Origin of the sequence: Sphingobacterium sp. DR205 (assembly GCF_011064245.1) — a bacterium.
In the GTDB taxonomy this organism is placed as follows: domain Bacteria; phylum Bacteroidota; class Bacteroidia; order Sphingobacteriales; family Sphingobacteriaceae; genus Sphingobacterium; species Sphingobacterium athyrii.
The window spans coordinates 636,166-651,676 of record NZ_CP049333.1; the positions used below are offsets into that span (position 1 = coordinate 636,166).

Annotated in this window: 14 protein-coding genes; 9 read left to right on the forward strand and 5 right to left on the reverse strand. The window is 39.2% G+C overall.

The window, feature by feature from the left end:
• Positions 1–104: 104 nt before the first annotated feature.
• Positions 105–794 carry a response regulator transcription factor gene (locus G6053_RS02605; protein WP_108636230.1) on the reverse strand — a complete coding sequence of 230 codons (690 nt, stop codon included), beginning with the start codon at positions 792–794 and terminating at the stop codon, positions 105–107.
• 54 nt (positions 795–848) lie between these two features.
• On the reverse strand, positions 849–2,678 hold the full coding sequence (locus G6053_RS02610) for a HAMP domain-containing sensor histidine kinase (protein ID WP_165305478.1): 1,830 nt from the start codon (positions 2,676–2,678) through the stop codon (positions 849–851).
• A 158-nt stretch (positions 2,679–2,836) separates the two neighbouring features.
• Between G6053_RS02610 and G6053_RS02615 the strand changes: the two genes are divergently transcribed.
• On the forward strand, positions 2,837–3,160 hold the full coding sequence (locus tag G6053_RS02615; protein WP_108636228.1) for a hypothetical protein: 324 nt from the start codon (positions 2,837–2,839) through the stop codon (positions 3,158–3,160).
• 53 nt (positions 3,161–3,213) lie between these two features.
• On the opposite strand, the gene pyk is transcribed toward G6053_RS02615, so the two are convergent.
• Entirely contained in the window at positions 3,214–4,641 is a 1,428-nt protein-coding gene (pyk, locus tag G6053_RS02620; RefSeq protein ID WP_165305479.1) for a pyruvate kinase, read from the reverse strand.
• 136 nt (positions 4,642–4,777) lie between these two features.
• Positions 4,778–5,272 carry an IPExxxVDY family protein gene (locus G6053_RS02625; RefSeq protein ID WP_241254902.1) on the reverse strand — a complete coding sequence of 165 codons (495 nt, stop codon included), beginning with the start codon at positions 5,270–5,272 and terminating at the stop codon, positions 4,778–4,780.
• Positions 5,273–5,559: 287 nt separating this feature from the next.
• Between G6053_RS02625 and G6053_RS02630 the strand changes: the two genes are divergently transcribed.
• The 8 genes from G6053_RS02630 (at position 5,560) to G6053_RS02665 (ending at position 14,144) form a co-directional block, all read left to right on the forward strand.
• The gene (locus G6053_RS02630; RefSeq protein ID WP_028070665.1) at positions 5,560–5,796 is read left to right on the forward strand and encodes an acyl carrier protein; all 237 of its coding nucleotides are present in this window, start codon (positions 5,560–5,562) and stop codon (positions 5,794–5,796) included.
• A gap of 27 nt (positions 5,797–5,823) precedes the next feature.
• Positions 5,824–7,077 carry a beta-ketoacyl-ACP synthase II gene (gene fabF / locus G6053_RS02635; protein WP_104385233.1) on the forward strand — a complete coding sequence of 418 codons (1,254 nt, stop codon included), beginning with the start codon at positions 5,824–5,826 and terminating at the stop codon, positions 7,075–7,077.
• 84 nt (positions 7,078–7,161) lie between these two features.
• Positions 7,162–7,902, forward strand: a complete 741-nt coding sequence (rnc, locus tag G6053_RS02640) for a ribonuclease III (protein WP_104385232.1) — start codon at positions 7,162–7,164, stop codon at positions 7,900–7,902.
• 24 nt (positions 7,903–7,926) lie between these two features.
• A complete protein-coding gene (gene hisS, locus G6053_RS02645) occupies positions 7,927–9,309 on the forward strand; it encodes a histidine--tRNA ligase (protein ID WP_165305480.1) in 1,383 nt (460 codons plus the stop codon).
• 241 nt (positions 9,310–9,550) lie between these two features.
• A complete protein-coding gene (pdhA, locus tag G6053_RS02650) occupies positions 9,551–10,546 on the forward strand; it encodes a pyruvate dehydrogenase (acetyl-transferring) E1 component subunit alpha (protein WP_104385230.1) in 996 nt (331 codons plus the stop codon).
• Between the two features lie 29 nt (positions 10,547–10,575).
• A complete protein-coding gene (locus G6053_RS02655; RefSeq protein ID WP_165305481.1) occupies positions 10,576–12,201 on the forward strand; it encodes a 2-oxo acid dehydrogenase subunit E2 in 1,626 nt (541 codons plus the stop codon).
• A 263-nt stretch (positions 12,202–12,464) separates the two neighbouring features.
• The gene (locus G6053_RS02660; RefSeq protein ID WP_165305482.1) at positions 12,465–13,655 is read left to right on the forward strand and encodes a serine hydrolase domain-containing protein; all 1,191 of its coding nucleotides are present in this window, start codon (positions 12,465–12,467) and stop codon (positions 13,653–13,655) included.
• A gap of 129 nt (positions 13,656–13,784) precedes the next feature.
• Positions 13,785–14,144: a CoA-binding protein gene (locus G6053_RS02665; RefSeq protein ID WP_121124453.1), complete on the forward strand. Its 360-nt coding sequence runs from the start codon at positions 13,785–13,787 to the stop codon at positions 14,142–14,144.
• On the opposite strand, the gene G6053_RS02670 is transcribed toward G6053_RS02665, so the two are convergent.
• Positions 14,141–15,391 carry an ROK family protein gene (locus G6053_RS02670; RefSeq protein WP_108636221.1) on the reverse strand — a complete coding sequence of 417 codons (1,251 nt, stop codon included), beginning with the start codon at positions 15,389–15,391 and terminating at the stop codon, positions 14,141–14,143. The two genes, G6053_RS02665 and G6053_RS02670, sit on opposite strands and share 4 nt — an antisense overlap.
• Between the last annotated feature and the right edge of the window lie 120 nt (positions 15,392–15,511).

The window sequence follows — 15,511 nt, forward strand, 5'->3', positions numbered from 1 at the left end:
TGCATCTATTTTTTATAATCTACTAAGGATAGAAAAGTTTTATTTCTTTCTTTTCATTGGAAAGCAGGGTGAAATTGTTCAATGGAATCTCACCCGCTATGTTTTTAGCTTACCAGAAGTTTGTACCCTTTCCCGTGCACATTGACAATTTCTACCTTGTTATCTTCTTTTAGATATTTGCGAAGTTTGCTGAGAAATACATCCATACTTCTGCCGGTGAAATAATTGTCGTCATGCCATATTTTTAATAAGGCTTCTTCACGGGTCAATACATCATTCTTTTTTAAACAGAGCAGACGGAGCAACTCGGCCTCTTTTGTTGATAATTTTTGCGTTTGGCCCTTGTAGGAGATCTGCTGACTTGTATAATCAAAGAAGTAATCTCCAATTTCAAATTTGTCTGCAACCACTTCATCTTCTTTGTCTCTAACACTACGTTTCAGAAGGGCATTAATCCGAAGCAGCAACTCCTCAACACGGAACGGCTTGGTAATATAATCATCTCCACCTAATTCAAATGCCTCAGTCTTGTCTTCCATCATCCCCTTTGCGGTGGCGAAGATGATCGGTACAGTGCTATTTGTTTTTCTGATTTCACGGCCTACGGTAAAACCGTCTTTTTTAGGCATCATGACATCGAAAATGCATAAGTCGTAATCATTTTTTTTAAATTGGGAAATGGCTTCGTCCCCATCTATACAGAGCGTAACGTCAAATTTTCCCTTTAATTCGAGATAATCCTTTAAAAGATCCCCCAAATTGGGATCATCTTCTGCTAATAATATCTTTTGCATAATGAATCTATTAATTTTCACTAATGTTCCCTGAATATACAAAAAAGGAACGTGTTATTTTTTTATGGGCAAAATTACCTCAAAGGTTGTGCCCTTATCTTTCTCACTTTTTACGGTGATCCTTCCATTGAGCCTTCTCAATATATCCTGGACATAACTGAGGCCTAGGCCAAAACCTTTTACATTGTGGACATTTCCAGTAGGAATGCGATAAAACTGATCGAATATCTTTTGAAGGTGGTCCCGGCTCATCCCGATTCCATTGTCAGCAATGGTGATAACGATGTTGTCGCCGACATTTTTGGAATTGATATTGACATGTAGATCTCCTTTATTGTATTTGATCGCATTATCCAGTAGATTGTAAAAAACATTTGAAAAATGCAGTTCATCCCCGACAACAATATCTTTTGTCGCCGCTAGGTCAACACTGAACTGTCCGCCGATGTTCTGCATCCGAAGCTGCATACTGTCGGTGACGGCGGCAACAAGGTCGTTGATATGCACATCTTCACGGTCGAGTTTTAAGGTTTCTTTCTCCAGTTTTGCCAAATCCAGTACCCGTTCAATATGATTTCCGAGACGAACATTCTCGTCGTAAATGATATTGGCCAATTTCTGTACACGTTTATGGTCTGCATTGATGTCCGGATCCTTGAGTGATTCGCTGGCGATCATAATCGTAGCCACGGGAGTTTTAAACTCATGTGTCATGTTGTTTATGAAGTCGGTTTTCATTTCAGATACTTTCTTTTGCCTGAAGATAATAATAAGCGTATACGCAAAACATCCGACCAGTAGAAACAGGAGCGCGAGCATGGGCAGTAATAAATAGCCCATGTTGTCCGCAATAATCGCTTTTTTATTCGGAAAATATATTGTCAGTTTTCCCGGCGCAGCACCGATGTCACCTTTAAAAAGAGCAGTTGAGTACTTTGTGGTATTTTTAGGGCTGTTTAATTCGGCTTCATTCAGGATATTGTTCAGCAAGATGTTGCTTGTGCTCCATATTTCGATATTAAACGGCGCTTTGATATCTCGTTGTGCCAGTTCTTCTTTTAGGAGTTCCTGAACAATTATAACGTTTAACCGGTCTTTTAGCGGTCTTTTGGCCAGCTCCATCCCGATAGCGACATCTTCGATGTAATCAGCCTTTTTACCGCCGAGCATGGCAACGGAGTCGTAGACATTGAATTCATACCGGGCATTTTGCCGGGATAATTTATTTAATTTCGTTTCAAGTTCGAAAATCTTCCGGGCTAATTTTGGATCTGATCTTGGGGGGAGGACAAATAAATCTCTTCCTATCAATCTTTTGTAATCGTCAAAATGGATAATCAAAAATCGAGTGCTATCATCCTTTGCTTCTATACGCGGAATAGTCTTTGTTGCTGACACAATGACGTCTTCCTGATAATACATGCTATTTGTTGGGGTTTTGATAATATTAATCTCAACGAGATCCTGATATTGTGGTCTTCTGATATAGGTTTCGTAAAACCAGTTTTCGATATTGACTACATTGGGATAAAGTGCCTTTAATTTGTCTTCTCGTACTTTATATTTTTGATAGACCTGATCTAATTTGCCCCGGAGTTCTTCAATTTGAGTTTGGAGCCTAAGCTGTTCAGTTAACTGACGTTGTTTCGCTTGTTCCTGCTTGGATTTTTCGATATTACGCTCCTGTTGTACTTTCGCGAAATCCACAACCTCACGGCGTTCGAGTTTCCCTGCGACAGCCGTAAGCGCGGCATTGACAGATTCATCAAAAAGCTGTGATTTTTGACGATAGGAATCCCGCAGGAAATAGAATTGCATGGCCAATACCCCGATTAGCGCCAAAGACATTAGTCCAATGATTAATACAATACTATTTTTCTTCATTAAATTATATTTTCTTGCCTTCCATCTTCCACTTTACTTGTATTGTTACAAATATAAAGATGCTAACTTGTTTTGAAGCTGTTTTAACAATGTTTAACAGCGATTGCTTTAAATCTTGGTTATGTTGTTGTAAATTAGAAGTTAAAATAGATTATGTTATGAAAGCTTACGTATTATCATTGGCATTATCTTTTACGGTGGGAATTGCCTTTGGCCAAATTAAGCAAAAAGAGTATCGTCCTTTATTACAGGATAAACACTCCAAGATGCCCGTTCTGGGATTAGATACGGCTTCAGCGAAGTATAATATGCCCGTTCAGAAATTCAAAAAGCTGGATAGTCTATCGCCTATGCCGGGGACAGAAAAAATACCCAAGCGGAAAAAATCACAGCGTGACTCATTAAGGTTTAAGCTATTGGAAGATAGTTTAAAAGTGAAAGATTTCAAATTTAAGATAGATTCGCTCTATCCCAAAAAATAAAAAAGAAAGGCATTCGTTTTACCGCGAATGCCTTTCTTTTTTGATCCTATTTCTTACAGCTGAGAAACACGGATTGTATTTGTTTTACCTTTTTCAATTAACGGTGTAGAGGCTGTGTTAATGATAATTGATCCTGGTGTAACGTAGTTGTTTTTGACGATAAATCTATTGACATCATGGATAGAACCATCTGTACTTTCGAATTTGTCGTAAATGAATGTTTTTACGCCCCAAAGCAAGCTCAATTGTCTCAATAATGTCTGTGTACCTGTAAATACCAAGATGTCTACATTTGGTCTGTAACTTGTAATTTCAAATGCTGTTGCGCCGGAAGATGTCAACACGGCAATTGCTGAGGCATTTGTTTTTTGAGCCAGATAAACTGAAGAGGCACAAATTGCGTCCGGAATAAGCGTTCCGTCGTGTATCTCACTAACTTTCTCATTATAATAAGGATAAGAAGTTTGTTCCACGTGGATAATAATCTTACTCATTGTTTCGATTACGATCTCCGGAAATTCGCCAACTGAAGTCTCTCCACTTAACATCACTGCATCTGCCCCATCCAATACTGAATTGGCAACATCGTTTACTTCAGCACGGGTAGGACGAGGTGTAGTAATCATGCTTTCTAACATTTGAGTAGCGATAATTACAGGTTTTGAAAGGTCTCTACATTTTTGGACAATGATCTTTTGAAGTCCCGGTACCTCTTCCATGGGAAGTTCAACACCAAGGTCTCCACGAGCGACCATGACAGCGTCAGTAGCTTCGATGATAGCATCAATGTTTTCGATCGCTTCTGGTTTCTCTACTTTGGCGATTACGCGCGCATGACTTCCTTTTTCAGCAATGATTTTTTTGCATTGTGCGATATCTTCTGCCGAACGAACGAATGACATGGCAATCCAGTCAGCACCGTGATCCAATGCAAAGTTTAAGTTATCCAAATCTTCCTCAGTCAATGAAGGGATAGATACTTTGGTGTTTGGCAGGTTGACACCTTTACGTGAAGTAAGGACACCTCCATGCACGACTTCACAAGTTACGGTGTCTTTATGGTTGGTCTCTAAAACACGAAGTTGAAGTTTTCCGTCATCAAGTAATATGATTTCGTTTGCTTCAACATCGTTTGGAAAGTTTTCGTATGTAATATAGATTCTGTTTTCATCTCCAATGAGTTCGTGTGTGGTGATTTCAACTTTTGAACCATTGACGAGAACAGCACCACCTTCTTTCATTTTTCCGATCCGAATCTTTGGACCTTGTAAGTCAGCTAAGATGGCAACATTGAATCCGGTTTCATTATTTATTGCATTTATAGTTTCGATTACCTTAAGGTGATCTGCCTGGCTGCCATGAGAGAAATTCAACCGACACACATCAACCCCTTTGGCAATCATGTTGGTCAAAACTTGTTTGTCTGCCGAAGCAGGGCCTAATGTTGCGACAATTTTAGTCCTTTTTTGAACTTTTTCCATCTGTTATTTTGTATTTTTTAATGTTCTTCATTTATGACAACAAACAGTTTGCTGTATTGTTGTCGTTTTGTCAAAACTAAATCGAATTAATTTAGATTTACAGTTAGGTGTATTTGCTACACTAACCTACAGTCTGCTAAAATATGAGATTTTCTTTAGATTTCAATATTTTTGGTGATATTTCTTTCGCTATGACTACTTCTGGTAATTTGCTGATCCTTTTGATTATATGTTCAACATCTTCTTCACAGATGTAATTTTTGATGATGACGAAGAAATCAAAATGGGGATTTTCGGGGATTAAAAAGGTTCCCTCGATACTTTTATTGTTGATGAGAAAATATTCTGTGTCCGAATCGGGACTGAGGTAATGAAAAGCAGTGAAGTGGTAGCTTATTTTTTTCTTTGCATCAAAGATGATATGATATTCAAGCTCTTCTTCGGATTTATTTTTTGGACGGCCATCATGATCATATTTGCTCTCTTTGCCTCTGGAAAAATCCAGATTTGTCACTTTGTTGATAAAGTGACAGAGACGGTAATCTTTCAGCGGGCAGGTGATGGCGAGTAGGGTGAAATCTAACTCTTCATCCATGTCCATGTCTAACCTTGCTACTAACTTATTGACCACTTTTTTTCTAAAATATATGTTCTTATGCTAACGAAGGTACTAATAATTTTAAGGCGGGAATATACTTTTTGTGTAAAATTTGAGTTAATTAGCTGAGCGTTTGGAATACAAAATATTTTTTGTTATACTTGAACTAAGTTAATATAGAGTGGGTTAGCTAGTATAAGACGCGAATAAGTTCGGTCGCCTAACATGGTGACTTTCATCTAAATATCAATTTAGGTTTGAATTTTGATGAAATTTATTTTTCTTTGCACAGATTTATTAAACAATTAAACTATAAAATCATGTCAGATATCGCTTCAAGAGTAAAAGCAATTATCGTTGAAAAATTAGGTGTAGACGAAAACGAAGTAACACCAGAAGCTTCATTCACTAATGATTTAGGTGCTGATTCACTTGACACTGTTGAGTTGATCATGGAGTTTGAAAAAGAATTCAACGTTGCTATTCCTGATGATCAAGCAGAGACTATCGGTACTGTTGGTCAAGCAATCGCTTATTTAGAAAAAAACGTTAACTAACTAATTTAATTAGGCTAATCGTAATAAATGGAGCTTAAAAGAGTAGTAGTAACAGGATTAGGCGCCCTTACACCAATTGGTAATACCGTCTCAGAATACTGGGAGGCATTAATAAATGGTGTAAGCGGAGCTGCTCCTATTACGCATTTTGATGCGTCAAAATTCAAAACTCAGTTTGCGTGTGAGGTAAAGGGGTTTGATCCACATGATTTTATGGATCGTAAGGAAGCTCGTAAAGTCGATCCTTTTGTACAGTATGCAATTGCGTCTACTGATGAGGCAATTAAAGATGCTGGCTTAGATTTTGAAAAATTAGATACAAATCGTATCGGAGTAATCTGGGGCTCAGGAATAGGCGGTCTGACAACTTTTACAGAAGAAGTTGCCAACTTTGCAAAAGGGGATGGAACACCACGTTTCAATCCTTTCTTTATTCCTAAGATGCTCGTTGATATTGCTCCAGGACATATTTCAATGCGTCATGGCCTTCGCGGTCCTAACTTTTCGGCAGTATCGGCCTGTGCCTCTGCCACCAACGCAATGATTGATGCTTTTAACTATATTCGTATGGGAAAAGCAGATGTGATTGTTACCGGTGGATCAGAAGCGACGGTCAATGAAGCTGGAATCGGCGGATTTAACGCTATGCATGCATTGTCAACAAGAAATGATGATCCCAAAACTGCTTCCCGTCCTTTTGATAAAGACAGGGATGGTTTTGTTTCGGGTGAAGGTTCGGGTGCCTTGATCTTAGAAAGTTTAGAGCATGCCTTAGCACGCGGTGCAAAAATCTATGCAGAGATTGCCGGTGGTGGCATGAGTGCGGATGCACATCATATCACAGCCTCGCATCCTGAAGGTTTGGGCGCTAAATTGGCAATGACGATGGCTGTCAACGATGCAGAGATGGATTTTTCAGATATTGATTATATCAATGTTCATGGAACTTCTACACCGGTCGGTGATATCAGTGAAACGAAGGCTATTGTTGACCTGTTTGGTGAACACGCATATAAATTGAATATCAGTTCAACAAAATCAATGACTGGACACCTTTTGGGTGCTGCTGGGGCGATAGAAACAATCGCTTCGATCTTAGCTGTGCAAAATGACATTGTCCCACCGACAATCAATCACTTCACAGATGATCCGGAAATTGATAATAAACTGAATTTTACATTCAACAAAGCGCAAAAACGTATTGTTAATGCAGCGTTGAGTAACACCTTTGGGTTCGGTGGCCACAATGCTACTGTGATTGTAAAAAAATATAAAGCTTAATGTTTGATCCTTCAAACATGGTTTGGTAATATGAGCTAGCGACAGGTTCTTTAATTAGAACTTGTCGCCTTATTTTTAGATGAGATGCCTTTTTCAAGGATATACAAGTTATATATTTCGCCGGATCGGGAATATGTTAGAAAACTAAAAAACCTACTAGGTTTTATTCCCGGGAATGTGCATTTGTACAAGATGGCATTTAGACATAAGTCTGTTGCAGTAACAATCAAAGAAGGGGCTAAAAACAGTAACGAGCGTCTGGAATTCTTGGGTGATGCTGTTTTAGGCTCGGTCGTTGCCGAACTGTTGTTCAAGAAATATCCGTATAAAGACGAAGGCTTCCTCACGGAGATGCGTTCCAAAATTGTGAGCCGCGCAAATCTGAACCAACTTTCCAGAAAATTAGGGTTCAATGAAATGATACAGTTCGACGCTCGAATGATCAGTTTTCCAAACAAACAAGGGTCGTTGTTGGGCGATGCATTTGAAGCGCTGATCGGTGCGGTGTATCTCGACAAAGGTTACGTATTTACAAAAAGCTTTCTCCTAAACCGTATTATTAAACCACATGTTGATATCCAGCTACTGGAGCAGACCGAGACTAATTTCAAAAGCCGGTTGATCGAATGGTGTCAGCATACCGGGAAAGAAATCCTATTTCAACAAACGGATAATCCAGAAGGTGAATCTTCGAAGATGTTCAGTGTGGAGGCTGTTGTAGATGGGGTGGTATGTGGCCTGGGCCGTGATTTCAATAAAAAATCCGCTGAAAAGCTAGCTGCAGAAAAAGCCTGTGAATTCCTCAAGATTCTGGAAGTAGATTAAAGGAATTTATTAACTTTGCCGGATATGGCAACAGTAAAACCTTCTTTGGCGAAAGGAACCCGTGATTTTTCGCCTTCCGAAATGATCAAACGTAATTATATCTTTGACACATTGAAAGCTGTGTTTAAAAAATATGGTTACAATGAAATACAGACACCTTCATTTGAGAATTTAACAACCTTAACAGGTAAATACGGTGATGAAGGTGATAAATTGATCTTTAAGATCCTTAAATCAGGAGATTATTTGGACAAAGCCCCAGATAATTTGTTACAAGAAAGGGCCTTGAATGAACTTATCCCTTTAATTTCTAATAAAGCCTTAAGATATGATCTGACGGTGCCTTTTGCACGTTACGTTGTGATGCATCAAAATGAAATCTCCTTACCATTTAAGCGTTTTCAGGTTCAGCCGGTCTGGCGGGCTGATAAACCGCAAAGAGGCCGTTACCGTGAATTTTACCAATGTGATGTGGATGTGGTGGGTTCAACTAGTTTGCTGAATGAAGCTGAATTTATTCTGATTTATCAAGAGGCTTTCGAACGTTTTGGATTGAAAGATTTTAATATTAAAATCAACAACCGAAAGATCCTTTCTGGTATCGCCGAAATTATCGGAAAGCCGGAGCTTATTGTTGATATGACTGTCGCCATTGACAAATTGGATAAAATCGGATTAGAGGGGGTCAATAAGGAACTGCTGGAAAGAGGATTTACAGAAGCGGATCTGGATCTGTTGAAGCCTATTGTCTTATTGGAAGGTTCTAATGAGGAGAAACTTGCAGCGTTAAAATCTATCTTGGCGAATTCTTTAGTGGGTTTAAAAGGCATTGCTGAAATTGAGGAAGTCTTCGATTATATTATTAAATTGAGCGGGGACACCACACTGTTGACCCGTATTGTTGATCTGGATATTACGTTGGCGAGAGGCTTGAATTATTATACGGGCTGTATCTTTGAGGTGAAGACAAATGAAGTTGCCATGGGCAGTATCGGTGGTGGCGGACGCTACGATGACCTTACCGGGATGTTCGGTCTGAAGGACCTGACCGGTGTTGGCGTTTCGTTTGGAGCCGATCGTATCTATGACGTCCTGGAGGAATTGAATTTATTTCCGGCAAACAAAGCAGATTCTACCAAGCTGTTGATCATTAATTTTGATAAACAGCTTGAAACCTATACACTGGGTTTGCTCAATAAACTCCGCAAAGAAAATATTGCTGTTGAATTGTATGCTGCACCAGTGAAGCTAAAAAAGCAAATGAGCTATGCCGACGGAAAAAGAATTCCTTATGTATTATTGGTCGGGGAGGAAGAAGTTTCTTCTGGTCAGTTATCGCTCAAGGACATGGAAAGCGGAGAACAGGTGAAGGTTACCGAAAATGAGCTTATTCAAAAACTTCGCTAGAACAATTTGTATAAAAAAGATAAAGCCAAATGATTATTAAGTCCTTTGGCTTTTTTATTTTCATAAGTTTTTGATTTATTTGGTTGTGCCGTTCATTTATTTGTTAAAAAATGCTATATACTTTAAATCAAATGTCTTAGAAGTGTCTTAAAGTGTAAATAAAATTGATTTTTGACCAAGAAAATTCATCCAAAATTATTAGATTTGTAGTCTAGAATTGTAAGAAAATCAAAACTTTGAAATGAGTTCAACACCTATAACAAAAGAGACATATTTGGAGTGGTATAAGTCGATGTTACTTATGCGTAAGTTTGAAGAAAAAGCAGGTCAACTTTACGGACAGCAAAAGATTCGTGGTTTCTGTCACTTGTACATAGGACAAGAGGCAGTAGTCGCTGGAACGATGTCGGTAATCAAACCTGAGGATTCTTTAATCACTGCTTATCGTGATCACGCCCACGCTTTGGCTAAAGGCGTTTCTGCAAATGCTTGTATGGCTGAATTATATGGAAAGATCACTGGTTGTTCAAAAGGTAAAGGAGGCTCTATGCACTTCTTTTCTAAAGAACATAAATTCATGGGTGGCCATGGTATTGTCGGTGGTCAGATTCCTTTAGGTGCTGGTATCGCATTTGCTGAGAAATATCTTGGTACAGATAATGTAAACATCTGTTATATGGGCGATGGAGCTGTACGTCAAGGTGCATTCAACGAAACATTAAACATGGCGATGCTATGGAAACTCCCTGTTATCTTCGTTTGTGAAAACAACGGTTATGCAATGGGTACTTCTGTACAACGTACGACTAACATGCAAGACATTTACAAAATGGGATTAGGTTTTGATATGCCTTCAGCTCCTGTAGACGGAATGGATGTTGTTGCTGTACACAACGCAATGGATGAAGCTGTTCAACGTGCCCGCGCTGGCGAAGGACCTACATTCTTAGAAATCCGTACTTACCGTTACAAAGGACACTCCATGTCTGACCCTGCGAAATATCGTACGAAAGAGGAATTGGAAGCGTATAAAGATCGCGATCCATTATTGGCTACTAAACATGCTATTTTGGAAAACAAATATGCTGATGATGCTTGGTTTGCTGAGGTTGAAGCTGACGTGAAAAAAGTAGTCGAAGAGTCTGTAAAATTTGCGGAGGAATCTCCATACCCAGATGCTGACGAATTGTACAAAGATGTCTATGTACAACAAGACTATCCATTTATTTTAGATTAATACTCTTTAACTTGATAATATAATACAGAATGGCTGAAGTAGTAAGAATGCCCAAAATGAGCGACACAATGACCGAGGGGGTCATCGCAAAATGGCACAAAAAAGTTGGTGATAAAGTAAATTCTGGTGATTTAGTAGCTGAAATTGAAACAGATAAAGCTACAATGGACTTTGAGTCATACCAAGAAGGTACTCTTTTATATATTGGCCCAAAAGAGGGTGAAGCAGTAGCTATTGATGCTGTTATCGCTGTTTTGGGTGAGCCCGGTGAAGATTTTCAAGCATTGTTGAGCGGAGATGCTCCTGCAGCGGAAAAAGCACCGGAAAAAGCAGAAGAGAAAAAAGCAGAAGAAGTTTCTGGTCCAGAATCTTCGGCTAGTACTGTAACTCCTGAGGAATTGGGATGTACCGTGATCACAATGCCGTTATTGAGTGATACCATGAAAGAAGGTGTCATTGCACAATGGAATTTCAAAGTTGGAGACACGATCAAATCGGATGATGCTATCGCTGATGTAGAAACGGATAAAGCGACAATGGAAGTTACGGCTTATGCTGATGGCACGTTGTTGTATGTTGGTCTTGAAGCTGGAGAAGCCGCAAAAGTAAATGATATTATTGCTATTGTTGGTCCTGCCGGAACTGATATTACACCGTTATTAAATCAAAAATCTGCTCCTGCGAAAGCGGAATCTGCAGAAGCTCCTAAAGCTGATTCAGCTCCAGCAGCAACTGCTGCACCGGTTGCTGCTGCTTCAAACGATGATTCCCGTGTGAAAGCGTCCCCTTTGGCACGTAAGATTGCGAAGGAAAAAGGAATCAATTTGAGTGATATCAAAGGGTCAGCAGATGGTGGTCGTATCGTGAAAAAAGATGTTGAGTCCTTTGTTCCGATTGCAGCGAAACCAGCTGAAACAGCAGCAGCTCCGGCTACAGAAACAAAAGCAATTACTTTACCTACCTATGTTGGTGAAGAACGCTATACAGAAAAACCTGTCAACCAAATGCGTAAGACAATTGCGCGCCGTTTGGCTGAATCATTGTTCACTGCGCCACATTTCTATTTGACAGTGTCTATCGATATGGACAATGCCATGGCTGCTCGTGCTCAAATTAATGAGATCGCACCAGTAAAGGTTTCTTTCAATGACATCGTCGTGAAAGCTGTCGCAGTAGCATTGAAAAAACACCCAGCTGTGAATTCTTCTTGGCAGGGAGATAAGATCCGTTTCAATGAGCATACAAACATCGGTGTTGCTATGGCTGTTGAAGATGGCTTGTTAGTTCCCGTAGTGCGTTTTGCTGATGGTAAATCATTATCTCACATCTCTGCTGAGGTGAAAGATTTTGCGCAAAAAGCGAAAGCTAAGAAATTACAACCAGCGGATTGGGAAGGCTCTACATTCACCGTTTCCAACTTGGGTATGTTTGGTATAGATGAGTTCACATCTATTATTAACTCTCCTGACGGAGCTATTCTTTCAGTAGGAGCTATTCAGGCAGTTCCGGTTGTGAAAAATGGTGCTGTAGTTCCGGGTAATGTAATGAAAGTAACTTTGGGCTGTGACCACCGAGTGGTAGATGGCGCAACAGGTGCTGCATTCTTACAGACTTTAAAAGCATTGGTAGAAAATCCAGTCCGGTTGTTAGCATAGATTTTAGATGCCAATAAAATATTAGCCACTTTAGGAATAAAGTGGCTTTTTTTGTGCTAAAAATTCGTTTTTTTATACTAAAATCTTCATTTTAGCATTATTATCTTTAAACTCGATTCTTTATTGAAATTCAAAAAGAATACACAGAATGGAACGGGCATGAGATCATTGCGATGTATAAATCGTATGAAGATGAGGCGCAGATTTACCTTCGAGATAGGGGCAAACATTACATAAAATAGAAAATCCGGGAGATACAATACGTGAAATTATTTTTTTTAAAGGGAATGGTAGCTCTTTTGTTGGCATCTACAGTTGCCTGTAGTTCAAAAGAGAAAAAACAAAAAGAAGCGGCAATAGCACAGGCAAAAATAGATAGTACAAGACTTATTTACAACCCTCAGCAGGCAGACCCCAATATTGATGCATTTATGAAAAACCTGCATTCGAGATCTGCATTTAACGGAAATGTGCTGGTGGCGAAGGATGGCAAAATTCTATATCAAAATACATTTGGCTGGGCCAACTACCTGAAACGTGATAGTTTGGAAATTGATGATAAGTTTGAATTGGCGTCAGTCTCTAAACCTTTAACAGCTGTTGGTACATTGAAATTGGTCGAAGCCGGAAAATTACGTCTGGACCAGACAATCAATGATTTTTATCCGGATTTTCCTTATCCCGGTATTACGGTCAAAATGTTACTGACCCATCGGTCAGGCCTACCAAATTATGTCTATTTTTCAGAGAAACATTGGCCCGACCGTAAAAAAGGGATGACCAATCAGGATGTTATGAAAATGCTAACAGAGTTTAAGCCTAACAGATACGGCGCTCCCGGCGGACGGTTTTTCTATAATAATTCCAATTTTATGGTCTTAGGCGCTATTATCGAGAAGGTGTCGAAACAGGATTATGCAACATATATGAAAGACAGTGTTTTCAATGTTGCCGGAATGACCAATACCGCTGCGCTGTCAAAAGCTGTATACGAAAAGATACCGACCAACGTCATTGGACATGATAAGATATGGCGAAGATCCGTGGTGCAGAATTTTCAGGACGGACCGTTGGGAGATAAGGGAATTTATAGTACAGTACGAGACCTTTACCGTTTTGATTTAGCGCTTCGTGATGGCCGTTTATTAAAACAATCGACGTTGGATTCGGCTTACCGCGGTTACCCTGATGCAAAGAAAGGTATTTTTAGCTATGGATATGGATGGCGTACTTTTGAGCATGGAAATGACCATATTGTTTATCATACCGGATGGTGGCACGGTTTTCGTCATATCTATGTACGGGATCTGAAAAGAAATATTGTTATCGTTTTACTTTCGAATATGACAAATGGCAGTTTGGTGAAATTGGATGAACTTTATAAAATTTTGGGTATGCCTGTTTTACGTAAGAATGCTTATAGCACCCATGGTGACTTTATTATTGATGAATAATTCTATGCTCATCAATAATAAAATGAATGCGTAACTTCACTTTGGGCGTTGATAACCGGATGCCGGGTATAAAGAAGACAATAGGCATGTTCTTAAAGATCAATCATAGATGAACAAAAAAGTATAAGGATGAAAAAGACGTTAATCTTAGGTGCCAGTACAAATCCTTCGCGTTATTCAAATAAAGCCGCGAATATGCTCCGTAAACACGGACACGATATTGTTAATATTGGTTTGAGCGGTGGAGAAGCGGCCGGTGTACCTATTGAAAAGAAAGGCGACATACATACTGATATTGATACGGTGACCATGTATCTTGGCGAGCAGAATCAGAAAGAATATTATAACTATATTTTGGAGACCAAACCAAAGCGTATTATTTTTAATCCGGGGGCAGAAAATGCTGAATTGGAACAGCTGGCAATGGAAAATGGCATAAAAACTGAAAGAGCCTGTACTCTGGTATTGTTGAGTACAGGTCAGTTTTAGATTTTGGATTTCTGTTGCAATTCGACAGACAGATACTTTGTGATAAAATAGTTTGTCAAACCGATTGTGTTACTGTCTAGATTCAAGCTCGATACTTTGATATCGCAATGTTCTTTTAAAATAGCCATTGTATATGAATTGATTGCCTGTTGTATCGGGATTGTAATTAATTCATTGGCTTTGGCTATTTTTCCTCCCAGTACAATTAATTCGGGATTGAGCAGCTGGATCAGGGAGGCAAATGCCTTCCCGAGGTTGGTGCCCAGTTTAGAAATTTGATTTATTGCGAATTGGTCACCTTTATTAGCTGCTTCGATCACGTGGGTTGGTGTTAAGTGATCCAACTCTTCTTTCTGCAACTCATTGAGTTTGGTAAGCTCACCTTTCTCGATCTCCTGCTTTGCATTGTTGACCAAGGCAATTCCGGAAGCCACCGTTTCGAGACAACCTCTTTTGCCACAATAACACAATTCGCCGTTATCAATGAATGGCATGTGCCCTACCTCGCCCGAGTAACCGTCACGCCCGAGATAAACTTCGCCATTGGAAACTATTCCAAGACCTATTCCCCAATCCATTAATATAATAAGACTATTCCTGGTGTTTTTGGCTAAGCCAAATTTCAATTCCGCATACGCTGCCCCCTTCACATCATTGAGTATGTATACGGGCTTTTTGTATTTGTCTTCGAAATATGCTGTGATAGATTGTGAAGCATCATGTAAAAATGTTTCATTTGTTCCTTCTTCAGCATTGATTAGTCCCGGCATACTAATGATCAGTCCGGTAAGATTTTCGGTATCTACCGCTTTTTCCAATAAATATTGGTCAATAATTGCTGTAATGTCATGGAGATTATCTGCATTGCGGGATAACTCATTGTCCAGCTCAACGGTTTCAGCAACAATATTCTGATTATTGTCCATAATACTCAGTGTAATGGAGAAACGTTGAAGTTCTATACATAGTACTTGAAATAACCCATCACATAGCCTATATAGGTTAGGTTTGCGACCACCGATGGATTCTCCCTTGTCAAATTGACGAACGATATTGTCTTCCAATAGTTCAGCAATCAGGCTGTTGACCGTTGGAAGGCTTAACGAAAGGTTTTTTACGATGTCGTTTACTGATACAGATCCTAATTCGGCTATTAATTTTATAATAGAAAGTTTATTGAATAGATTTTTCTTTTCAGGTTTGCTATCCAATTTTTTGTTAATCAACAGGTTTACGGCTTTAGTCATAAAACATCATATTTTGAATTAGAATCCCAGATCTTTAATTTAATAAAAGTTTTTGGAATCATTCTGTTATTTTTCTCACTTGTCAAGCAAGCCGGTCTTTTAGCAAAAAGGGGATAAGAT

Bases quoted from the DNA above. Each gene is read 5' to 3' on its own strand.
- G6053_RS02655 (WP_165305481.1), top strand. From the start codon at position 10,576: ATGGCTGAAGTAGTAAGAATGCCCAAAATGAGCGACACAATGACCGAG.
- rnc (WP_104385232.1), top strand. From the start codon at position 7,162: ATGCCTTTTTCAAGGATATACAAGTTATATATTTCGCCGGATCGGGAA.
- G6053_RS02630 (WP_028070665.1), top strand. From the start codon at position 5,560: ATGTCAGATATCGCTTCAAGAGTAAAAGCAATTATCGTTGAAAAATTA.
- G6053_RS02605 (WP_108636230.1), bottom strand. From the start codon at position 794: ATGCAAAAGATATTATTAGCAGAAGATGATCCCAATTTGGGGGATCTT.
- pyk (WP_165305479.1), bottom strand. From the start codon at position 4,641: ATGGAAAAAGTTCAAAAAAGGACTAAAATTGTCGCAACATTAGGCCCT.
- fabF (WP_104385233.1), top strand. From the start codon at position 5,824: ATGGAGCTTAAAAGAGTAGTAGTAACAGGATTAGGCGCCCTTACACCA.
- G6053_RS02610 (WP_165305478.1), bottom strand. From the start codon at position 2,678: ATGAAGAAAAATAGTATTGTATTAATCATTGGACTAATGTCTTTGGCG.
- G6053_RS02665 (WP_121124453.1), top strand. From the start codon at position 13,785: ATGAAAAAGACGTTAATCTTAGGTGCCAGTACAAATCCTTCGCGTTAT.
- G6053_RS02670 (WP_108636221.1), bottom strand. From the start codon at position 15,391: ATGACTAAAGCCGTAAACCTGTTGATTAACAAAAAATTGGATAGCAAA.
- hisS (WP_165305480.1), top strand. From the start codon at position 7,927: ATGGCAACAGTAAAACCTTCTTTGGCGAAAGGAACCCGTGATTTTTCG.
- pdhA (WP_104385230.1), top strand. From the start codon at position 9,551: ATGAGTTCAACACCTATAACAAAAGAGACATATTTGGAGTGGTATAAG.
- G6053_RS02615 (WP_108636228.1), top strand. From the start codon at position 2,837: ATGAAAGCTTACGTATTATCATTGGCATTATCTTTTACGGTGGGAATT.